Origin of the sequence: Sphingomonas segetis (assembly GCF_009720245.1) — a bacterium.
Lineage (GTDB): Bacteria > Pseudomonadota > Alphaproteobacteria > Sphingomonadales > Sphingomonadaceae > Sphingomicrobium > Sphingomicrobium segetis.
The window spans coordinates 1-19,092 of the sequence record NZ_WJSQ01000016.1 but is presented as its reverse complement, the minus strand read 5'-3'; the positions used below and the strand labels follow the sequence as shown (position 1 = coordinate 19,092).

The 19,092-nt window shown below is 66.9% G+C and carries 23 protein-coding genes; 4 read left to right on the top strand and 19 right to left on the bottom strand.

The window, feature by feature from the left end; genetic code table 11:
* Positions 1 to 11 precede the first annotated feature (11 nt).
* From egtD to gluQRS, 5 genes are read right to left on the bottom strand one after another with little or no spacing between them, the layout of a single operon-like run.
* Positions 12 to 1,001 (bottom strand): L-histidine N(alpha)-methyltransferase, encoded by a 990-nt coding sequence (egtD, locus tag GH737_RS03000; protein WP_155263379.1) that lies wholly within the window; start codon positions 999 to 1,001, stop codon positions 12 to 14.
* Positions 955 to 2,190, bottom strand: coding sequence for an ergothioneine biosynthesis protein EgtB (egtB, locus tag GH737_RS02995; RefSeq protein WP_155263378.1), 1,236 nt, complete (start codon positions 2,188 to 2,190; stop codon positions 955 to 957). Before egtB ends, egtD begins: the two co-directional genes overlap by 47 nt.
* A 43-nt stretch (positions 2,191 to 2,233) precedes the next feature.
* Positions 2,234 to 2,794, bottom strand: a complete 561-nt coding sequence (locus GH737_RS02990) for a cob(I)yrinic acid a,c-diamide adenosyltransferase (RefSeq protein ID WP_155263377.1) — start codon at positions 2,792 to 2,794, stop codon at positions 2,234 to 2,236.
* A gap of 10 nt (positions 2,795 to 2,804) precedes the next feature.
* Complete coding sequence (locus GH737_RS02985) at positions 2,805 to 3,014, bottom strand: twin transmembrane helix small protein (RefSeq protein WP_155263376.1); 210 nt, start codon at positions 3,012 to 3,014, stop codon at positions 2,805 to 2,807.
* Positions 3,015 to 3,023: 9 nt separating this feature from the next.
* Positions 3,024 to 3,869 carry a tRNA glutamyl-Q(34) synthetase GluQRS gene (gene gluQRS, locus GH737_RS02980; RefSeq protein ID WP_155263375.1) on the bottom strand — a complete coding sequence of 282 codons (846 nt, stop codon included), beginning with the start codon at positions 3,867 to 3,869 and terminating at the stop codon, positions 3,024 to 3,026.
* 187 nt (positions 3,870 to 4,056) lie between these two features.
* On the opposite strand from gluQRS, the gene GH737_RS02975 reads away from it, so the two are divergent.
* Entirely contained in the window at positions 4,057 to 4,623 is a 567-nt protein-coding gene (locus GH737_RS02975; RefSeq protein WP_155263374.1) for an HNH endonuclease, read from the top strand.
* On the opposite strand, the gene GH737_RS02970 is transcribed toward GH737_RS02975, so the two are convergent.
* Positions 4,620 to 5,480, bottom strand: a complete 861-nt coding sequence (locus GH737_RS02970) for a UTP--glucose-1-phosphate uridylyltransferase (protein ID WP_155263373.1) — start codon at positions 5,478 to 5,480, stop codon at positions 4,620 to 4,622. The two genes, GH737_RS02975 and GH737_RS02970, sit on opposite strands and share 4 nt — an antisense overlap.
* Positions 5,481 to 5,487: 7 nt before the next feature.
* The gene (locus GH737_RS02965) at positions 5,488 to 5,841 is read right to left on the bottom strand and encodes a hypothetical protein (RefSeq protein ID WP_196232948.1); all 354 of its coding nucleotides are present in this window, start codon (positions 5,839 to 5,841) and stop codon (positions 5,488 to 5,490) included.
* Positions 5,842 to 5,890: 49 nt separating this feature from the next.
* Between GH737_RS02965 and GH737_RS02960 the strand changes: the two genes are divergently transcribed.
* Positions 5,891 to 6,454, top strand: a complete 564-nt coding sequence (locus GH737_RS02960; RefSeq protein ID WP_230558592.1) for a TlpA family protein disulfide reductase — start codon at positions 5,891 to 5,893, stop codon at positions 6,452 to 6,454.
* Here the strand turns inward: GH737_RS02960 and GH737_RS02955 are convergent.
* From GH737_RS02955 to GH737_RS02945, 3 genes are all read right to left on the bottom strand, one after another.
* Complete coding sequence (locus GH737_RS02955) at positions 6,414 to 7,421, bottom strand: DMT family transporter (RefSeq protein WP_230558590.1); 1,008 nt, start codon at positions 7,419 to 7,421, stop codon at positions 6,414 to 6,416. The genes GH737_RS02960 and GH737_RS02955 overlap by 41 nt on opposite strands.
* Before the next feature lie 70 nt (positions 7,422 to 7,491).
* Entirely contained in the window at positions 7,492 to 8,316 is an 825-nt protein-coding gene (gene dapD / locus GH737_RS02950) for a 2,3,4,5-tetrahydropyridine-2,6-dicarboxylate N-succinyltransferase (protein ID WP_155263371.1), read from the bottom strand.
* A 3-nt stretch (positions 8,317 to 8,319) separates the two neighbouring features.
* Positions 8,320 to 8,985, bottom strand: coding sequence for a pyrimidine 5'-nucleotidase (locus GH737_RS02945; protein ID WP_155263370.1), 666 nt, complete (start codon positions 8,983 to 8,985; stop codon positions 8,320 to 8,322).
* Positions 8,986 to 9,096: 111 nt separating this feature from the next.
* Between GH737_RS02945 and GH737_RS02940 the strand changes: the two genes are divergently transcribed.
* A complete protein-coding gene (locus GH737_RS02940) occupies positions 9,097 to 11,382 on the top strand; it encodes a S8 family peptidase (protein ID WP_155263369.1) in 2,286 nt (761 codons plus the stop codon).
* A gap of 67 nt (positions 11,383 to 11,449) precedes the next feature.
* Here the strand turns inward: GH737_RS02940 and GH737_RS02935 are convergent, their stop codons facing one another.
* From GH737_RS02935 to GH737_RS02895, 9 genes are all read right to left on the bottom strand, one after another.
* Positions 11,450 to 11,737 (bottom strand): hypothetical protein, encoded by a 288-nt coding sequence (locus GH737_RS02935; RefSeq protein ID WP_155263368.1) that lies wholly within the window; start codon positions 11,735 to 11,737, stop codon positions 11,450 to 11,452.
* A gap of 85 nt (positions 11,738 to 11,822) precedes the next feature.
* Positions 11,823 to 12,182 (bottom strand): HesB/IscA family protein, encoded by a 360-nt coding sequence (locus GH737_RS02930; protein WP_155263367.1) that lies wholly within the window; start codon positions 12,180 to 12,182, stop codon positions 11,823 to 11,825.
* On the bottom strand, positions 12,179 to 12,634 hold the full coding sequence (locus GH737_RS02925) for an SUF system Fe-S cluster assembly protein (protein WP_155263366.1): 456 nt from the start codon (positions 12,632 to 12,634) through the stop codon (positions 12,179 to 12,181). The genes GH737_RS02930 and GH737_RS02925 overlap by 4 nt, the downstream gene beginning before the upstream one ends.
* Before the next feature lie 10 nt (positions 12,635 to 12,644).
* Positions 12,645 to 13,838 carry a cysteine desulfurase gene (locus GH737_RS02920; protein ID WP_155263365.1) on the bottom strand — a complete coding sequence of 398 codons (1,194 nt, stop codon included), beginning with the start codon at positions 13,836 to 13,838 and terminating at the stop codon, positions 12,645 to 12,647.
* Positions 13,835 to 14,572: a SufD family Fe-S cluster assembly protein gene (locus GH737_RS02915; RefSeq protein WP_155263364.1), complete on the bottom strand. Its 738-nt coding sequence runs from the start codon at positions 14,570 to 14,572 to the stop codon at positions 13,835 to 13,837. The genes GH737_RS02920 and GH737_RS02915 overlap by 4 nt, the downstream gene beginning before the upstream one ends.
* Positions 14,569 to 15,390: a Fe-S cluster assembly ATPase SufC gene (sufC, locus tag GH737_RS02910; protein ID WP_155263363.1), complete on the bottom strand. Its 822-nt coding sequence runs from the start codon at positions 15,388 to 15,390 to the stop codon at positions 14,569 to 14,571. Before sufC ends, GH737_RS02915 begins: the two co-directional genes overlap by 4 nt.
* On the bottom strand, positions 15,390 to 15,797 hold the full coding sequence (locus GH737_RS02905) for a hypothetical protein (RefSeq protein ID WP_155263362.1): 408 nt from the start codon (positions 15,795 to 15,797) through the stop codon (positions 15,390 to 15,392). The genes sufC and GH737_RS02905 overlap by 1 nt, the downstream gene beginning before the upstream one ends.
* Positions 15,794 to 17,263 carry a Fe-S cluster assembly protein SufB gene (gene sufB / locus GH737_RS02900; RefSeq protein ID WP_155263361.1) on the bottom strand — a complete coding sequence of 490 codons (1,470 nt, stop codon included), beginning with the start codon at positions 17,261 to 17,263 and terminating at the stop codon, positions 15,794 to 15,796. Before sufB ends, GH737_RS02905 begins: the two co-directional genes overlap by 4 nt.
* Positions 17,260 to 17,730, bottom strand: coding sequence for an SUF system Fe-S cluster assembly regulator (locus GH737_RS02895; protein WP_155263360.1), 471 nt, complete (start codon positions 17,728 to 17,730; stop codon positions 17,260 to 17,262). Before GH737_RS02895 ends, sufB begins: the two co-directional genes overlap by 4 nt.
* A gap of 223 nt (positions 17,731 to 17,953) precedes the next feature.
* Here GH737_RS02895 and GH737_RS02890 point away from each other — a divergent pair, with 223 nt between their 5' ends.
* Entirely contained in the window at positions 17,954 to 18,994 is a 1,041-nt protein-coding gene (locus GH737_RS02890; RefSeq protein WP_155263359.1) for a quinone-dependent dihydroorotate dehydrogenase, read from the top strand.
* The last annotated feature ends 98 nt before the right edge of the window (positions 18,995 to 19,092 follow it).

The window sequence follows — 19,092 nt, the reverse complement described above, 5'->3', positions numbered from 1 at the left end:
CCGGGCCGCTGTTACGGCGCAAACCTCTCCGGCTCGGCGACGCAGAGGATCTCGGCGAAGTCCTGGTCCGGATCCGTCCATTCGGCGACCGGGGTCCAGCCGCCGGCCAGCAGCAGCACGCGGCTGCCGCGCGGTCCGTATTTGTGGCTGTTCTCGGTGTGGATGGTGGATCCGGCGGCGAAGCGGAAGCGCTGCCCGGAGACGGAGAATTCGACATCGCGCGTCGCGACCAGGTGCATCTCGATGCGCGACAGGATGTCGTTCCAGCGCGCTTCGTGCCGGAATGCGTCGATCGGAATTTCCCCGCCGAGCTCGCGGTTCATGCGTCTCAGCAGGTTCAGGTTGAACTCGGCAGTCACGCCCTCGACCTCGTCATAGGCGCCCATCAGCCGATCGACCGGCTTCACCCGATCCATGCCGATCAGCAGCTGCGAGCAGGGGCCAAGCAGCGCGCGGAAGCGGCGCAGAAGGTCGGTCGCGCTCCACGGCACGAAATTGCCGATGGTCGAACCGGGGAAGAAGCCGAGCTTGGGCAGGTGCTCGATGCTCGCGGGCAGCGTCAGCGGACGCGCGAAATCGGCAGTTACCGGGATCACCTCGAGCGAGGGGAAGCGGCGTTGAAGCTCGATCGCGCTCTGCTCCAGATAATCGCCCGAGATGTCGATGGGCACGTAGAGGGCGGGTGCGACGGCCTCGATAAGGATCGGGGTCTTTGTCGCCGAGCCGGCGCCGAACTCGACGACCGCCGCGCCTTTCGGAATGCGAGCGGCGATGTCGGGCATGATGTGGTGAAGCAGCGCCGTCTCGGTCGCCGTGGGATAGTAAGAGGGCAGCCGCGTGATCGCCTCGAACAGCTCCGATCCGCGGCGGTCGTAGAGCCAGCGCGCGGGAATCGCAGGAATCGGCGCCGCGAGACCGGCGAGCACGTCGGCGCGAAACGCCTCGGTCTGGCGGTCAAGCGTCTCGAGCAAGGCGGAGCCCCGTGAACTGCCAGCGCGCATGCGGCGGGAAGAAGTTGCGGTAGGAGGCGCGGCTATGGCCGCGCGGCGTGGCGCAGCTCGCGCCCTTGAGCACGAACTGCCCGCACATGAATTTTCCATTGTACTCGCCGATCGCGCCTCCGGCGGGCGCGAAGCCGGGGAAAGCGGAAAAGGCGCTCTGGGTCCATTCCCACACATCGCCGAGGACCCCGCCGCCCGGGCGGGGGACGACGGCGCCGGCTTGATCGAGCTGATTGCCGATCACCGGGTCGGCCGACGCGGCGAAATCCTCCCATTCCGCTTCGGTCGGAAGGCGGGCGCCGGCCCAGCGCGCGAAGGCGTCGGCTTCGAAATAGCTGACATGGGCAACGGGCGCGGCCCAGTCGACTTCGCGGCGGCCGCCAAGACTGAACTCAGTCCCGTCGTCGCACCAGTAGAGGGGCGCTGCGATCCCTTCTCGCCGGACCCAGTCCCAGCCCTCGGACAGCCACAGCGCCGGCATCCGGTAGCCGCCGTCCTCGATGAACTCGCGCCAATCGCTGTTTGTGACCCGCCGGCTCGCGATCTGATGGGCAGACAGGAAAACGCGGTGGCGCGGTCGCTCGCTGTCGAACGCGAATCCGTCGGCGGGCGCGCCGATCTCGACGATCCCCTCGCGGCCGCGGTGCCACGAGATCGGCTCGACCGCGAAGCAGACGGGCGGCGGAAGCTCGGCATAGGCAGGTTCGAGCGGGTTTTCGGCGAAGGTCGCGAGAATGTCCGTGAGCAACAGCTCCTGGTGCTGCTGCTCGTGGTTGATGCCGAGATCGACCAATGCGAGCGGATCGGCCGGCAGTTGCGGCAGCGCCCGCTCCAGCGCTTCGTCGACATGAGCGCGATAGGCTCGGACCTCGTCGAGTGTCGGGCGGCTCAGCATGCCTCGGCGCGGCCGCGCGTGACGCGGGCCTTCGGCCTCGTAATAGCTGTTGAACAGAAAGGCGTAGCGCTCATCGAAGGGACGGTAGCCGGGCAGATGATCGCGCAGGACGAAGGTTTCGAAGAACCAGGTCGTGTGGGCGAGATGCCATTTCGCGGGCGATGCATCGGGGAAGGGCTGGATGGTGGAGTCGGCATCCGATAGCGGCGCCGCGAGATCGAGCGTCAGCTTTCTCGTCGCGAACAGGCGCGAAGCAAGGCCGCGGGCGGGCTCGGCGCGCGCAGTGGTTGCCATATCGGCGCTGTAACGCACGAGCGCGGCAATGTCGCCGGTGCGACTATCTCCGGGTGGCGCCCGGCTGCCACAGCACGTCGCCCCCCTCCTGCGCCGCCACGAAGCGGGCGGCGACGAACAGGGTGTCCGAGAGCCGGTTGAGGTAGGCGATCAGTTGCGGGTTGAGCGGATCGCTCTCATGCAGCGCGACCGCAGCGCGCTCGGCGCGGCGGGCGACGGTCCGCGCGAGGTGAAGCGCGGAAACCGCCGCCGATCCGCTCGGCAGGATGAAGCTGGTGAGCGCGCCGAGCGATGCGTTCATGTCGTCGATCTCGCGCTCGAGCCGCTCGACCTGGCCGGCGACGATTCGAAGCGCCCCGTCGATTTCGCCAGGCGTGGCCACATCCGCGCCGAGGTCGAACAAATCGTTCTGGATCCGCCGCAGCCGATCGGCGACCTCGCCCTGCTGCAAGGCGGCAATTGCGACTCCGATCGCGGCATTGGCCTCGTCGACCTCGCCGATCGCAGCCATCCGCAGGCTCGACTTGCTTACCCGGCTCCCGTCGACGAGTCCGGCGCTGCCGCCATCGCCGGTTCGCGTGTAGATCTTGTTGAGCTTGACCAATGCGTCCGCGCTACTGGCTCGACGAGGCGCCAGCGATGAACAGGATGAGGATTACCAGGACGATCGCGACCGCCTGGAAAAGCACGCGCCGCTGCATCCATTTCTGCGACTGCTCGCCGGTCACGTCGCGGCCGGATGCCATCGCCATCACCCCTCGCACCAGCACGTAAACGACGCCGGCCATGGCGAGCAGGAGGAGGATGAGCAGGACGATCCGCATGGCCGGGCCTTAGGCTTGCGCGAAGGCGAAACCAAGGGGGAGCTTGCCCGCGAGCAGGTCGGCGGCGGTGGTCCGGCCGTCGATGCCCGCCTCGCGCATCGCGGCAAGCGTCGGCGCCCGATCGCGCTTGGCGAGGCGTCGCCCGTCGGCATGGACGACCAGCGAATGATGCAGGTAGACCGGCTCCGGCAGGCCGAGCAGGGTTTGCAAGAGGCGCTGGATCGGAGTCGAGCTGCGCAGGTCTGCGGCGCGGCTGACGAGGGTCACGCCGCCCGCCGCATCGTCGACGACGCAGGCGAGGTGATAGGCGGCGGGGGCGTCCTTGCGGGCAAGGATCGCGTCGTCCAAATCCTCGCGGGTCGAATGGAGATGCCGCCCGTCGGCTTCGGTCCAGGACGGCAAACCGACGAGCGCCAGCGCCTTCTGCGCATCGAGCCGCCAGCTGTGCGGCAAAGAGGCGCGGCGCTCGGGATCATCGGGCATTCCGCGACAGGTGCCAGGATAGTGGGCGGCGGCGCCGTGCGGAGCCTCGAGCGCGGCGGCGATGTCGCTGCGGGTGCAGAAGCAGGGATAAACCAGACCCTGATCGGCCACGCGCTGGAGCGCGGCCTCATAGGCCGACGCCCTTTGCGATTGCACGAGGAGCGGCTCATCCCAAGTCAAGCCGAGCCAGTGCAGGTCGTCCAGGGTCTCATCGACGAATTCGGGCCGGCAGCGCGTCCCATCGAGATCCTCGATCCGGAGCAGGAATTTGCCGCCGCTTTCGCGCGCGCGCTGGTGGCCAAGGGCAGCGCTGTACGCATGGCCAAGATGCAGCCTTCCGGTCGGCGAAGGCGCGAACCGCGTCACAATCATTTCGGGTGTGACCGAAACGACTCTTGACGCTGAGTCACTGGAAATGCTCTTTTAGGCATGTCAGGCCGGGTTGGCATCCGGCGGGCAACAAGGGAAGACGGGCCGCACCGCCCTCTCCTCCTTGAGTGCGACGGGGCCGGGGAGCTGTGAGTTCGGACCGACCGAACGAAAGGCTCAAGGCGCGCGCATGTATCATCCCGAGCTGATCCGCCATCCCGAAAGCTGCCCTGCGCTGGTCCTCAACGCCGACTACACGCCATTGTCCTATTACCCGCTGTCGCTGTGGCCGTGGCAGACCGCGGTCAAGGCGATGTTCCTCGAGCGGGTCGACGTCGTGGCCCACTACGACCGCGAGGTGCACAGCCCGAGCATGGCGCTCAAGCTGCCGAGCGTGATTGCGCTTCGCGATTATGTGCGGCCGAACGAATATCCCGCGTTCACCCGGTTCAACCTGTTCCTCCGTGACAAGTTTTCGTGTGTCTACTGCGGGACGAGGAAAGAGCTGACGTTTGACCACGTGATTCCGCGCGCGCAGGGTGGCCGGACGACGTGGGAGAATGTCGCCACCGCCTGCGCCCCGTGCAATCTGCGCAAGGGCGGGCGCACGCCGGGCGAGGCGCACATGCACTTCCACCGCGAGCCGATCCGCCCGACGACCTGGCAGCTTCAGGAGCGTGGAAGGGCGTTTCCGCCCAACTATCTGCACGATAGCTGGCGGGATTATCTCTACTGGGACGTCGAGCTGGAGCCTTAAGCTCCGGCTACAAACTCGCGAACGGCGGGCCCAACGTCCTCCCGCTGGAGCGCAACGGCGATGTTGGCGATGACGAAGCCGGCCGCGCTTCCGCAATCGTAGCGCTCGCCGTCGAAGCGGTAGGCGTGGAAGGGCTCGTTCCCGATCAGCTTCGCCATCGCGTCCGTGAGCTGAATTTCTCCGCCCGCGCCTTTCTCCTGCGCGTCGAGAGCTCGCATGGCGCTCGGCTGAAGGATGTAGCGGCCGGGGAGCATCAGGTTGGAAGGAGCGGTGCCGGGCGCGGGCTTTTCGACCATTCCGCGGATTTCGGTGAGGGGGCCGTCGGTCGCACCCGGGTCGATCACGCCGTATTTGTGCGTCTCGCTGTCCGGCACCTCCAGCGCCGCGACCAGATTGCCGCCGACGCGCTCATATGCCTCCACCATCTGCGCGAGGCAGTTGGGCTTTCCGAGCATCAACTCATCCGGAAGCAGCACCGCGAAGGGCTCGTCGCCAACGATGTGCCGTGCGCACCAGACGGCATGGCCAAGGCCGAGCGGCTGCTGCTGGCGGACGGTGACGACCTCGCCGAACTTGGCGTTCGACGGCTCGAGCACGTCGAGGCTTTTGCCCTTGCCCTTGAGCGTCGCCTCGAGCTCGAACGCCTGGTCGAAATAATCGACGATCGCCGACTTGCCGCGGCCGGTGACGAAGATCAGCTCCTCGATGCCTGCTTCGCGCGCTTCGTCGACTGCATATTGGATCAGCGGCCGGTCGACGATCGTGACCATCTCCTTGGGGATGCTCTTGGTGGCGGGCAGCAGGCGAGTGCCGAGGCCGGCGACCGGAAACACCGCCTTGCGGACGCGGGTGGGCATGTGGGGGTCAGTCTCCTGGTGAAGGCGTGGGCGTGACGGGCATGCCTGGCGCGGGCTCCGCCTCGTCCTGGGTCGGACCCGGCGCCTGGCCGGGCGGCAGCGAGGGCGCGGCGCCGCCGGTAGGCGGGGGCAGGTTGAAAGGGTCATGGGCGCGCGGCTCGGAGCGCTTCATCAGCTCGTCGACACGATCGGGCTTGGCGTAAGTCGGGATTTTCAGCAGATCCTCGGGGCTCGGCGTGGTTCGGGCCATCATGGGCTTGACCGGCAGCGGTTGACCGGCGGCAGGCTCGAGGTCGACGACGCGGCCGCAGCCGGCGACCAGCAGAGCCGCACCAATGCCAATGACGCGCGTCAACTTCATCGCTGTCCGACTAGCCGTTCGCCGGCGCTTAGGCTAGCGCGCGGGCGTGATGCGTCTGTTCCTGATTAGCTGCGCGGTCTTCGCGCTCGCCGCCTGCCAAAAGCCTGCCGAGCCTGTCTCGAACGAAGCGAGCGCGCCCGCCGAAGCGGGTCCGGTCAAAGGCGTCGACCGAACCCACAAAGGTGCGGCGGCCGCGGACGCCAGCTTCAACGATCCGGACGGCAATCCGACCAGCCTCACGGCCTTTGCCGGCAAGCCGACGCTCGTGAACCTGTGGGCGACCTGGTGCGCGCCTTGCGTGAAGGAATTGCCCACGCTGGACGCCCTCGCGCGCTCGAAGGACGGCAAGCTCAACGTCATCGCGGTCAGCCAGGACATGGGGCCGCACGCCTCGGTGGAGGCATTCCTGGAGCACCAAAAGATCGCGACGCTCGACTCCTACCAGGACCCGAAGATGGCACTTTCCGGCGCGTTGGGGGCGCCGGTGATGCCGACGTCGATCCTGTTCGACGCGAACGGCAAGGAAGTCTGGCGTTACGTCGGCGACCTCGACTGGACCGGACCAGAGGCGGCTAAGCTGCTGGCCGAAGCCGGCGTCGCGAAAGGCTCGTAAGCAGCCGCCCGTCGATCGCAGCCAGGCCGAGCGCGATCAGCGCCAGTCCGCCGAAATCCTGCGGCGCGAGGCTCTCGCCGAGAAACAGCCCGCCGAGCAGGATCGCGACCGGCGGGACGAGCAAGGTCACGAGCAAGGCGTTGGTGGCCCCAGCTCGGTCGATCAGGCGGAAGTAAAGGACGTAACCGAAGGCGGTGCACAATAGCGCCAGCGCGACGATCGCCATCCACGCGCTGAGCGGCGGCATTGCCTGCTGCCACGGCCTGTCGACGAGCATCGACATCGGCAGCATCACGACCGCGCCGGCCGTGAGCTGGCCCGTGGTCACGCTGAACGGCGAGACTCCCAGCCGCCGGAAGCGCCGAGCCCAGACCGCGGCCAGCGCATAGCTGAGCGACGCGACGACGCAGGCGAGCTGGGCGAGGCCGCTGGTGCCGAGGCTCGACAGCAGCGACGGGCCGATCATCACCGCCACGCCGCCGAAGCCGAGCAGCACACCCGCCATCTTGCGCGGGCTCATGCGCTCATCGCGGGTGAGGAAATGGGCGACCACGACGCCCCAAATCGGCGTCGTCGCGTTGAGGATAGAAGCCAGGCCGCTGGCAATGTGGGTCTGGCCCCAGCCGAACAAAGTGAAGGGTATGGCATTGTTGAGCAGCGCGAGGAGCAGGATCGAGCCCCACACTTCCCGCGGGAGGCTGATCCGCTCGCCCCGGAAGGCGAGATAGGCCCACAGGCCGGCGGCGCCGATCGTCAGGCGCAGCCAAACGTAGGTGAGCGGCTGAACGTGCCGGACGGCGACTCCGATGAAGAAGAAGGCGCCGCCCCAGATCAGGGCAAGGACGAGCAAGATCATCCAGTCGCTGCGGTTCATTAGACTGCGGATCATCGGGGAATTGTCGCTCGAAGGCGCGTCCGCCGCTTCCGCCGCGTTGCGCTCAAACGTCCTCGGATCGACCGGCTTCATTTTGACGAGCTAGGGGTGGCGCTGCACGCGCGCCAACAAATGCTCCCCTCCTGCCGATAAGCTCAGCTTATCAGTCGCGGAGCAGCTCGTTGATGCTGGTCTTGGACCGGGTGCGCTCGTCGACGCGCTTGACGATCACCGCGCAGGCGAGTGCGGGAGCGCCGTCCTTCCCGGGCAAAGCGCCGGGCACCACGACCGAATAGGGCGGCACGCGGCCGTAGTGGACCTCGCCCGACGCGCGTTCCACGATTTTGGTCGAGGCGCCGAGGAAGACGCCCATCGACAGGACCGAGCCGCGTTCGACGACGACGCCTTCCGCGACTTCGGAGCGCGCGCCGATGAAGCAATCGTCCTCGATGATCACGGGTCCCGCCTGAAGCGGCTCGAGCACGCCGCCTATCCCCGTGCCACCGGAGATGTGGACGTTGCTTCCGATCTGCGCGCAGCTTCCGACCGTGGCCCAGGTGTCCACCATCGACCCTTCGCCCACGTAGGCGCCGATGTTCACGAAGCTCGGCATCAGCACCGCGCCGGGCGCGACGAAAGCGCCGCGGCGGACGATCGTGCCCGGCACCGCCCTAAACGCCGCGGCAGCGAACTCCTTCTCGCCCCAGCCGGCGAATTTCGATGGCACCTTGTCCCACCAGTGGGCGCCGCCGGGGCCGCCCGAGATCGCCTCCATCGGGTTGAGGCGGAAGGACAGCAGCACGGCCTTCTTGAGCCACTGGTTGACCACCCACTCGCCGTCGCGCTTCTCGGCAACGCGGGCTTGCCCAGCGTCCAGCGCGGTGAGCGATGCGTCGACGGCCTGCCGCACCTCGCCCCGGGTCTGGGCGCCGAGCTGTTCGCGCTCCTCCCACGCGCGGTCGATCACCGTCTGAAGCCGCTCGTCCATTTCCTAGTCCCCCAGAATCGCTTCGAGCCATTCGCCGACGTTGCCGATGCGCTGGTCGATGCTGCGCTCGTCATAAGCGTGGTTGCCGCGTTCGGAGCCGTTGTCGACCCATATCGTCGCCATTCCGAGCGCTTTCGCCGGCGCGAGGTTCTGCGCCATGTCGTCGACCAGCAGGGCACACGCCGGATCGATTCCGAACCGCTCGCACAGCAAGGCATAGCCGTGCGGGTCCGGCTTGGGGCGGTAGCTGCTGGCGTGGATGTCATGGAGATCGTCGAAATGCTGCGCGACTCCGATGGCGTCGAGCACCCGCCGGGCGTAGACTGCATCGCCGTTGGTGAAGACGAAGCGGCGGCCCGGCAGACGCGGGAGAAGCCGAGCGAGGCGGGGGTCGCACTGAACCCGGTCGAGTGCGATATCGTGGACGTCCGCGAGGAAGTCGTTCGGGTCGACTCCGTGGTCCTTCATCAGGCCGGCGAGGGTCGTGCCATGCTCATGGAAGTGCGCCTTCTGGACGCGCCGGGCCTCATCGGGGCCACAGCCGAGCAAGCGCTGGATATAGGCGCCCATGCGCTCGTCGATCAGCTCGAACAGCGCGCTCGAGGCCGGGTAGAGGCAATTGTCGAGGTCGAAAATCCACTCTCGGACGTGGGCGAAGCGCGGGTCCATGCACTTGAGAGCCCTAGTGAATTCAAAGCCTTAAGCAAATCGAAAGGATTTCTAAACCATAACATCTGACGGGAAGCCGTGTGTTCTCAACGGCTTGAGCGGAGGACTAAGATGACGAAGAGGCTATTCGGCTCGACCGCTTGCGCGGTGGTGCTCGCATTCGGCGTCTCGGCTTGCGGCGGGAGCGGCGGAGGCGTGATGCCGATAGCCCCGGCGCCCAAGAGTCCGACTCCGACCCCCACGCCTACTCCCACTCCAACGCCGACTCCCACCCCGACTCCGACGCCCACTCCGACTCCGACACCGACGCCGATCAACTACGACACGGCCGAATATCGCAACTCGAACTATGCAGTCACCGCGAACGCGATCGCCGCCTATAGCGCCGGCGCGACCGGCAAGGGCGTCAAGATCGGGATCGTCGACAGCGGCATCAATCCGGCACTCACCGAATTCACCGGCAGGATCGATTCTCGCAGCGGGGATGTCGCCGGCACCCGCGGCATCAGCGATGAAGGCGGGCACGGAACGGCGGTCGCAGCCGTCGCGGCCGCCGCGCGCAACAACAACGACACCTTGGGCATCGCCTTCGACGCGACGATCGTCAGCCAGCGCGCAGACGAGCCAGGCAGCTGCGCGAGTGAGGACGGCTGCAGTTTCTTCGATCCGGCGATCGCCGAAGGAATCGACGCCGCGCGACTCGCCGGCGCCAAGGTCATCAACCTGTCGCTTGGCGGCTCGGATCCCAGCTTCACCCTGTTGTCGGCCATGCAGCGGGCGGTGAACGCGGGCATCGTGATCGTAATTTCCGCCGGCAACGATGGTACCCCGAACCCCGACCCATTCGCGCTGACGCCGTCCCGGGAATTCCCTGGCTTGGTCATCATCGCGGGCGCGATCGACAGCACCCGGCAGATCGCGGATTTCTCCGACAAAGCCGGAAGCGGCGCGGCCTCCTACCTGATGGCCGTCGGCGTCGATAACCGCGCACCGGACCAGACCGGTACGCTGTTCCGCTGGTCGGGGACGAGCTTCTCCGCGCCGACGATCAGCGGCGCCGTGGCGCTGATGGCGCAGGCCTTCCCGAACCTCACCGGCAACCAGATCGTAGAGATCCTGTTCAGCAGCGCCGACGACCTCGGAGCCGCCGGCGTCGACAACATTTACGGGCACGGCGCGCTCAACATCGAACGCGCGTTCCAGCCGCAAGGCCAGACCGCGATGGCCGACAGCCAGACCCCCGTCACCGGGAGCAACGGCGACTTGCCGCCGGTCGCCGGAGATGCGGCGAGCGGGCAGTCGCTCGGCGCGATCATCCTCGACGGATACGACCGCGCCTATGTGCTCAACCTCGCCAAGACGCTCCGTCGGGCGGAGATCGATCACCCGCTTTCGCGTTCGCTGCAGAACGACGTGCAGGTGGCGGGCGGCCAGGCCGGCCCGCTCAGCATCGCCATGACGGTCCGCCAGCGGCACGACCTCGCGCAGGGCTTCGAGCTCGAGCGCATGAATGTCGGGCCCGAGGATCTGCGCAAGTCGCGGCTCATCGCCGGCTCGGCGGTCGCTCGGCTCGACAAGAAGACGGCGGTCGCATTCGGTTTCGCAGATGGCGCCAAGGCGATGGAGCGCCGGCTCAGCGGCGTCTCGCAGGGCGCGTTCCTCATCGCCAAGGACATCGGCGGCAACCCCGGCTTCCTTGCCGAGCGCAACGGCAGCCTCGCGATCCGCCACGAGTTCGGCGGCACCGGCGTCACGGTGTCCGGCGAGAGCGGCAAGGTGTGGCAGGAGATCAAGACCGACGCCACGGGTTCGCCCTACCGCTGGTCGAGCATCGCGGTCGATCGCCGTTTCGGCCCGACCCGGCTTCAGCTCGGACTCAGCCGTCTCGACGAGAAGCGGAGCCTGCTTGGCGGGCGCATGAGCGACGTGCTGGGAGGCGGCGGCGCGAACTCGCTGTTCCTGGATACGGAGGCGCGGCGGGACTTCGGCGGCGGCTGGAACGCGACTTTGAGCGCGCGGCGCGGCTGGACCGACTTCAACGGCGGCAGGTTCCAGACGGGCGCTTATGGCTTCGACGTGGCGAAGGCGGGGGTGCTCGGAAGCAACGACCGATTCGGCTTCAGGATCGCCCAGCCGCTGCGTGTCGAGCATGGAGGCTTCTCGCTGATGCTGCCGACGTCTTACGATTATGCGACGGGCACCGCGACCAGTTCGCTGAGCCACATGTCGCTCCGCCCGAGCGGGCGCGAGATCGACAGCGAGATCAGCTACGGCCGCACCTGGCTCGACGGCAACGCGTGGCTCGGCGGCAATCTCTTCTACCGGCGCGATCCGGGCCACATCGCCAACTCGCCCGACGATGTCGGCGCGGCAGTCCGCTTCAGCCTCGGCTGGTAATCCTGGTTTGGGGAGGGCGCAGGCGGCGGGGCTCCAGGGCTCCGTCGCCTGAACTGAGCTTTGAGATCTAGCGCGGCGGATTGCGATAGTCGCTCATCGTCAGAGGGGCCTCGCAGGCGCCGATGTGCCGGAACACCGCCATGTAGGTGGTCGCGGGCGGAAGCTCGGTCAGCTTGCGCGGCTGGAGGCGTTGGTCCCTGAACACGCCGCTCTTTTCGGCGACATAGGGGCTGGTCGGCCGGCATTCCTTCATCATCCGGTCCATCGCCGCCTTTTGTTGGGGAGTGAGTACGGGCGCCGGGCCGGTCCCCGTGAATGTGACCGCCAATGCCGCCAGGATCGCAGGGACTTGCATGGCTCACCTCCTGTGCGGCCGCCGAAATACCACTCTCGGCCTCGATGGTGAAGTGCAAGAGCCCGAGCTTGGCGGGCGTGAATGATCAGACCGTGAAGCTTTCGCCGCAGCCGCAGGCGCCCTTCGCGTTGGGATTTTCGAACACGAAGCCAGCGGCGAAATCGTCCTCGCGCCAGTCCATGACCGAGCCGATCAGGTAGAGCACCGAGGCGCCATCGACGTAGAAGGCGCCGCCGGGCGTCTCGATCTTCTCATCGAACGGCTGCTCTTGGGTTACATAGTCGACCGAATAAGCCAGGCCGGAGCAGCCGCGCCGGGGGGTCGAGAGCTTGACGCCGATTGCGCCTTCGGGGGCGCGGCCCATCAGCTCGGTGATGCGCGCCTCGGCCGCCGGCGCCAGGGTGATTGCCGCGGGGCGGGCGCGGAGCTTCGTTTCCTTGTTCATAGCATTCCCAGTTCGAGCCGCGCCTCGTCGCTCATCTTCGACGGGTTCCACGGCGGATCCCACACGAGGTCCACGACGGCGTCGCGAATGCCGGGGACAGACAACACCCGCATCTCGACTTCGCCGGGCATCGACTCGGCAACCGGGCAGTGCGGCGTCGTCAGGGTCATCTTGATGTGGGCATCGCCATCCTCGGTAATCGTCACGTCGTAAATCAGCCCGAGTTCGTAGATGTCGACTGGAATTTCCGGGTCGTAAATCGACTTCAATACGTCGACGACGGCGGCCTGCAGGTCGCTTCCGGGACCGCCTTGCGCCTCTTCCTTCGGTTCGCCGGAAAGGAAGCCGGTGAGATAGTCGCGCTTGCGGGCGACGCTCTCAGGCACGCGCGCCCGCGGCGGCGGCGCCACCGCGTCGACTTCATGCGTCTCGATCTTGCGCTCCTCGTTCATTCTCAAAAGCTCACTTGGCGAAAATCCGTCTGACCTGTCCGATGCCCTTGACCAGCTCCGCGATGTCCGAGCTGTCGCTGTGCGCCGCGAAGCTCGCCCGCGCGGTCGCCTCGACGCCCAGCCATCGCATCAGCGGCTGAGCGCAATGGTGGCCGGCGCGGACCGCGACGCCCCCATCGTCCAATATGGTGGCGGTGTCGTGCGGATGCACCCCATCGACGTTGAAGCTGACGATCCCGGCGCTGTCCTCGGGGCCGTAGATCGTGACTCCGGGGATGGCGCGGAGCGCGTCGCGGGCTTCGGCGACGAGCGCGCACTCGTGCGCGTGGATGGCATCGAGGGACAGCTGCTCGACCCAGTTGACCGCGGCATGCAGCCCGACCGCGCCGACGATGTGCGGGGTGCCGGCCTCGAACCGCGCGGGTGGGTCGAGAAAGGTCGATGCGTCGAACGCCACCTTGTCGATCATCGCCCCGCCGCCCTGCCACGGGGGCATCGAGGCGAGCAGCTCGGATCGGCCCCACAGGCAACCGATGCCCGTCGGCCCGTAGAGCTTGTGCGCGGAGAAAGCGTAGAAGTCGGCACCGATCGCCGCGACGTCGACGGACAGACGCGGAACCGCCTGGCAGCCGTCGAGTAGTAGCAGCGCGCCTTTCGAATGGGCGATCGCGGCCGCGCGCTTCGCATCGAGGATCGAGCCGAGCACGTTCGAAATGTGCGCGAAGGCGACGACGCGGTGCCGCTCCGTGAGCATCGCATGGGCCGCGTCGAGGTCGATCTGTCCGTCGGGCGTCAGCGGAACCGCGTCGATTTCGTAGCCGGCGAGCTGCCACGGCACTATGTTGCTGTGATGCTCCAGCTGCGACAGCAGGATGCGGTTTCGGCCATCCTTCGGAAGCGTGTGCGCGACGAGGTTGATCGCCTCGGTGGCGCCGCGGGTGAACACCAGCTCGTTGGGCTGGCCCCCGATGAGCTTCGCGCCGGCGGCGCGCGACGCCTCGTAAGCGTCGGTCATCGTCGCAGAGCGCTCGTACACGCCGCGGTGCACGGTGGCGTAATCACGCGCATAGGCTTGGGTGATCGCGTCGATCACCGCCTGGGGCTTCTGCGCCGTCGCCGCGCTGTCGAGATAATGCCAGCCGGCTATCGCCGGGAACTGGTCGCGGACGCTTAACGCCGAATTGATTCGCGTGGGGGCGTTCACACGACTCTCCGCAGCGCTTCACGCGCGGCCTCGCAAATCGCTTGCGGCTCGCTCGCGGTGTCCCACAGGCCCATGATGAAGCCTTCGAGCAGCAGTGCTCGCGCGGTCGCCGGGTCCATGCCGCGGCTCTCGGCGTAGAAGAGCTGCAGCGGATCGAGCTCGCCGACGGTCGCGCCGTGCGCGCATTTGACGTCGTCGGCATAGATTTCGAGCTCGGGCTTGCAGTTGGCCGTCGCGCCGCGGTCGAGCAGCATCGCCTTGACCGACTGCTCGCCGTCCGTGTGCTGTGCGCCGTGCGCGACCTCGACCTTGCCGAGGTACGATCCGACGGCCTTGCCGTTCAGCACCGAGCGCACCGTCTGGCGCGAGCGGCCGTTGGGCTCGAGATGCTTCACGTTAGTGACCACCTCGTTGGTCGAGAGGCCGGTGCCGATGTTGGCGGCGTAGAGATCGAATTCGGCACCTTCCTCGAGGCTGACCTCGAGCTCGATCCGGCCGTACACCGGCGCAGCATTGAGCGCGAAGATGCCAGCCCTGGCACCCGCACCGAGCGCGAGTTGCACGCGGCGCAGCTGCACGTCCTCGGCAATCGGCAGCCAGATTTCCTCGAGGCTCTCACCGGCGCCGACAGTGATCGTCACCAGTTCGGCGAATTGCTCCCAGACGGGTCTGAGCGCGTCGAAGTCGGCGTAGCGCCAGTCCTCCTCGCGGCGGGTGGGGAAGGGTGCGGTCACGCCGCCGCCTCCGCATAGCCTTCGCGCTCGAGCTCGTGGGCCAGCTCCGGCCCGCCGGAGCGAACGATCTTGCCGTGCGAGAGCACGTGAACCCGGTCCGGCTCCACATAGTCGAGCAGACGCTGGTAATGGGTGATCAGGAGCACGCCCTTGCCGGGCGCGCGCATGATGCGGTTGATGCCCGCGCCGACGGCCCTGAGCGCGTCGATGTCGAGCCCGCTGTCGGTCTCGTCGAGGATCGCGAACGTCGGGTTCATGATGCCCATCTGGACCATCTCGGCGCGCTTCTTCTCGCCGCCCGAAAAGCCGACGTTGACCGGGCGCTTGAGCATCTCGGCGTCCATGCCGAGCAGCTTCGCCTGCTCTCGCGCGAGCTTGATGAATTCGGCGCCGGACAGGTCGGGTTCGCCGCGCGACCGGCGCTGCGAATTGAGGCTTTCGCGCAGGAACTGGAGGTAGGACACGCCGGGGATTTCGACCGGGTATTGGAAGCCGAGGAACAGGCCCGCCGCGGCGCGTTCGTGCGGGTCGAGCGCGAGGAGATCCAACCCTTCGTCATTCCCGCGAAAGCGGGAACCCAGTCTTTCTTGTTCGGCTGGGTCCCCGCTTTCGCGGGGATGACGGGTGGGGGTGAACGTCGCCGACCCCTCCGTCACCGCATACCCAGGTCGTCCGGCGAGCGCATAAGCGAGCGTCGACTTTCCCGAACCGTTCGGGCCCATGATAGCGTGCACCTCGCCCGCGGGCACGTGCAGGGTCACGCCGTTCAGGATCGGCTTGTCCGCGACGGTCGCGTGGAGGTTCGAAATGTCGAGCATCAGCGTGCCTTGTCGTGGCCGCTGCCGGCCGGGCAGTTGAGAAGGAAATAGTGGCGCATCGAATCCATCGCGTCCTCGCGGATGCCCTCGAGCATGCGCTGGTCGTTGAGGGCCTTCTGCCGATCGTCGAGCGCGGCCTGAAGGAGGTCGAGCTGCTTCTCGCTGTCCTTGCGCTCGGCGGCCTTCAGGTCCGCCGCTTCGCGCAGCGCCCGCCGCTGGTCGGAGAGCGACAGCCGGTCGGCGACGATCGCCGCCTGCTCCCGATAGGCGTCGAGCAGGAACTGGCTCCGCCGCGCCGCCTCGCCCGCGAACATCGGGTTCACGGAGGTCCGGTCGCACCTCGCCACCGCCTGGTCGAGCGCATCGAGATCGGCCGACGCCGCGGCGAGAAACAATAGCGGCATCATCCGACAGAACCCTCCAAACTGATCCCCAGCAGCTTCTGCGCCTCGACCGCAAACTCCATCGGCAGCTGCTTCAGCACTTCGCGGGCGAAGCCGTTGACGATCAGCGCGACCGCGGCTTCCTGGTCGAGCCCGCGGCTCATCGCGTAGAAGAGCTGGTCCTCGCTGATCTTCGACGTGGTCGCTTCATGCTCGATGGTCGCGGTCGGGTTTTTGACCTCGATGTAGGGCACGGTGTGTGCGCCGCAGTCGCTGCCGAGCAGCAGGGAATCGCACTGGGTAAAGTTGCGCACGTTCTCCGCGCGCGGGAGTACGCGAACGAGGCCGCGGTATGTGTTGTTCGACTTGCCCGAGCTGATGCCTTTCGAGACGATAGTCGAACGCGTGTTGGCGCCGATGTGGATCATCTTCGTGCCGGTGTCGGCCTGCTGGAAATTATTAGTGACCGCGACCGAATAGAATTCGCCGACGCTGCCGTCGCCCTTGAGGATGCAGCTCGGATATTTCCAGGTGATCGCGCTTCCGGTTTCGACCTGGGTCCAGCTGACTTTCGAGCGGTCGCCCGAGCAGAGTGCGCGCTTGGTGACGAAGTTGAAGATGCCGCCCTTGCCTTCGGCGTCGCCCGGGTACCAGTTCTGGACGGTCGAGTATTTCACCTCGGCGTCCTCGTGCGCGAAGATCTCGACCACGGCGGCGTGCAGCTGGTTCTCGTCGCGCATCGGCGCGGTGCAGCCTTCGAGGTAGGAGACGTAGCTGCCCTTGTCGGCGACGATCAGGGTGCGCTCGAACTGGCCGGTGTTCTCGGCATTGATTCGGAAATAGGTGCTGAGCTCCATCGGGCAACGGACGCCCTCGGGCACGTAAACGAAAGTGCCGTCGGAGAAGACCGCGCTGTTCAAGCAGGCGAAATAATTGTCGCGCTGCGGCACCACGCTGCCGAGATATTTCTTCACCAGCCCGGGATGCTCGCGGATCGCTTCGGAGATAGAGAGGAAGATGACCCCGGCGGCGGCGAGCTCCTTGCGGAACGTAGTGGCAACCGAAACGCTGTCGAACACCGCGTCGACCGCGACCTTCGCCGCGCCTTCGACGCCGGCGAGCACCTTCTGCTCCTCGATCGGAATCCCGAGCTTCTCGTAGGTGCGGCGGATCTCCGGATCGAGCTCGTCGAGCGAGGCGAGCTTGGGCCGCTCCTTGGGCGCGGCGTAGTAATAAGCGTCCTGATAGTCGATCGGCGGGATGTCGAGCTTGGCCCAGCTCACTTCCTCCATCTCGAGCCAGGCGCGGTAGCCCTTGAGCCGCCAGTCGAGCATCCACTCGGGCTCGCTCTTCTTGGCCGAGATGAAGCGGACCGTATCTTCGGACAGGCCCTTGGGCGCGAAGTCCTGCTCGACGTCCGAGACGAAGCCCCACTCGTAATCCTGCGCGATCTTGTCGCGAAGCTCGCGGTTCTTGAGGACCTCGTTCATGCTGGTTGTGCTCCTGCGGAGGCAGGAGCCCAGGCGTATCCTTGTCCGGGCTGGACCTCGGCCTTCGCCGGGGTACTGAGCTGCTCTAGGCTCACCGCGCCCAATGCCCCGCGCACCGCGTCACCGACCACGCCCATGTGCGGCTTTACCCGGCAGTGCGCGTCGAGCGCGCAGTCGCTGCGGCCTTCCGAGCACACCGTCATCGCAATCGGCCCCTCGACTGCCTCGACGATGTCGGCGAGGCTGATTTCCGTCGCGGCCTTTGCCAGCGCGAACCCGCCGCCAGCGCCGCGCGCGCTTGTCAGCAGGCCCGATGCGGCGAGCTGACCCATGAGCTTCTGCGTGGTGGGAAGCGGCACGCCGGTTTCGCCCGAAAGCTCGGTCGCGCTGAGGCGCGCGCCCGCTGGGCGGCGAGCGGCGGCCGTCATCAGCACGACCGCATAATCGGCGAGGTGGCTCAGGCGCACAGCGGGTTCAACGAAATTCGGACCATTCCGCTCCGATTTAGTGCGTTGCGGAGCGAAACTCAACTCTGGAAGAAGGGAGTTATTTCATGCGAAGGCACGACGAAGAATGGACGCCGCGAAGAGAGTGCGCGAACCCTGCGTGCATTATTTGTCCTTCGTGCCTCCGATTTCCCTGCACTGCTGCCCCTTGCCTTCGCAAGGGTCGCAATGACAGACGAGCGCCGTGTCGCTCTATTCGCTCCTGCGCCCACTGATATTCAAACTCGATGCCGAGAGCGCGCATCGTGCGACAATCTCGGCGCTCAAATTGCGCAGCGTCACCGGCTTCACGGCGGAGCCCGACTGGACACCGATTCTGCAGACGAAGGTTGCCGGGCTGCGCATTCCCAACCCCGTGGGCCTCGCGGCGGGGTTCGACAAGGACGCCGAAGTGTTTGGGCCGATGCTCAAATTCGGATTCGGCTTCGTCGAGGTTGGGACGCTGACGCCGCGAGCACAGGCGGGCAATCCGACGCCGCGTCTGTTCCGGCTCGAGGACGACCGCGCGGTGATCAACCGCATGGGGTTCAACAATCAGGGTCAGGCGGCGGCGCTCGACCGGCTCGAGCGGCGGCGGGGCAACGGGATCGTGGGTGTGAATATCGGCGCGAACAAGGACAGCGCCGACCGGATCGGCGACTATGTAGCGGGAGTGCGGGCGATGAGCCCAGTCGCGGACTATCTGACGATCAACATCAGCTCGCCCAATACGCCGGGCCTTCGGCAGTTGCAGGACGAAGGGGCGCTGAGAGGGCTGCTGTCCGCAATCGGCGAGGCGCGCGACCCCAATGGGCCTCCGATTTTTTTGAAGGTTGCTCCGGACCTCGGCGAACGCGAGCCGGATCAGATCGTGCGCGTCGCATTGGAGCATCACATCGACGCCGTCATCGTCGCCAACTCGACCGTGTCCCGGCCCAGGCTCCAATCGAGACATCGCGATCAAATCGGAGGCCTCTCGGGCGCTCCGCTGAAGCCGCTCGCACTGAAAGCGTTGCGGGAGTTCCGGGCTGCGTCGGGCGGTGAAATGCCGCTGATCGGCGTCGGCGGAATCGCTGATGCCGACGACGCGTGGGAGCGCATCCGCGCCGGGGCAAGCCTCGTGCAGCTCTATTCGGCGATGGTCTACGAAGGGCCGGGGATCGCACGGCGCATCGCGGCGGGCCTGGCGGAGCGCGTGAAGCGCGCCGGGTTCGCCAACATTGCCGAGGCAGTCGGGAGCGGGTAGCGCGCGCCGATGCGTTTGCGTCACGTCCTTCTCGCCGCCGCGCTCGCATTCGGCGGCTGCACCAGTCCTTCTCATTCGGCGCCGGCGCCCGCGCCGGG

Bases quoted from the DNA above. Each gene is read 5' to 3' on its own strand.
- egtD (WP_155263379.1), bottom strand. From the start codon at position 1,001: ATGCGCGCTGGCAGTTCACGGGGCTCCGCCTTGCTCGAGACGCTTGAC.
- egtB (WP_155263378.1), bottom strand. From the start codon at position 2,190: ATGGCAACCACTGCGCGCGCCGAGCCCGCCCGCGGCCTTGCTTCGCGC.
- GH737_RS02985 (WP_155263376.1), bottom strand. From the start codon at position 3,014: ATGCGGATCGTCCTGCTCATCCTCCTCCTGCTCGCCATGGCCGGCGTC.
- gluQRS (WP_155263375.1), bottom strand. From the start codon at position 3,869: ATGATTGTGACGCGGTTCGCGCCTTCGCCGACCGGAAGGCTGCATCTT.
- GH737_RS02975 (WP_155263374.1), top strand. From the start codon at position 4,057: ATGTATCATCCCGAGCTGATCCGCCATCCCGAAAGCTGCCCTGCGCTG.
- GH737_RS02970 (WP_155263373.1), bottom strand. From the start codon at position 5,480: ATGCCCACCCGCGTCCGCAAGGCGGTGTTTCCGGTCGCCGGCCTCGGC.
- GH737_RS02965 (WP_196232948.1), bottom strand. From the start codon at position 5,841: ATGAAGTTGACGCGCGTCATTGGCATTGGTGCGGCTCTGCTGGTCGCC.
- GH737_RS02960 (WP_230558592.1), top strand. From the start codon at position 5,891: ATGCGTCTGTTCCTGATTAGCTGCGCGGTCTTCGCGCTCGCCGCCTGC.
- GH737_RS02955 (WP_230558590.1), bottom strand. From the start codon at position 7,421: ATGAAGCCGGTCGATCCGAGGACGTTTGAGCGCAACGCGGCGGAAGCG.
- dapD (WP_155263371.1), bottom strand. From the start codon at position 8,316: ATGGACGAGCGGCTTCAGACGGTGATCGACCGCGCGTGGGAGGAGCGC.
- GH737_RS02945 (WP_155263370.1), bottom strand. From the start codon at position 8,985: ATGGACCCGCGCTTCGCCCACGTCCGAGAGTGGATTTTCGACCTCGAC.
- GH737_RS02940 (WP_155263369.1), top strand. From the start codon at position 9,097: ATGACGAAGAGGCTATTCGGCTCGACCGCTTGCGCGGTGGTGCTCGCA.
- GH737_RS02935 (WP_155263368.1), bottom strand. From the start codon at position 11,737: ATGCAAGTCCCTGCGATCCTGGCGGCATTGGCGGTCACATTCACGGGG.
- GH737_RS02930 (WP_155263367.1), bottom strand. From the start codon at position 12,182: ATGAACAAGGAAACGAAGCTCCGCGCCCGCCCCGCGGCAATCACCCTG.
- GH737_RS02925 (WP_155263366.1), bottom strand. From the start codon at position 12,634: ATGAACGAGGAGCGCAAGATCGAGACGCATGAAGTCGACGCGGTGGCG.
- sufC (WP_155263363.1), bottom strand. From the start codon at position 15,390: ATGCTCGACATTTCGAACCTCCACGCGACCGTCGCGGACAAGCCGATC.
- GH737_RS02905 (WP_155263362.1), bottom strand. From the start codon at position 15,797: ATGATGCCGCTATTGTTTCTCGCCGCGGCGTCGGCCGATCTCGATGCG.
- sufB (WP_155263361.1), bottom strand. From the start codon at position 17,263: ATGAACGAGGTCCTCAAGAACCGCGAGCTTCGCGACAAGATCGCGCAG.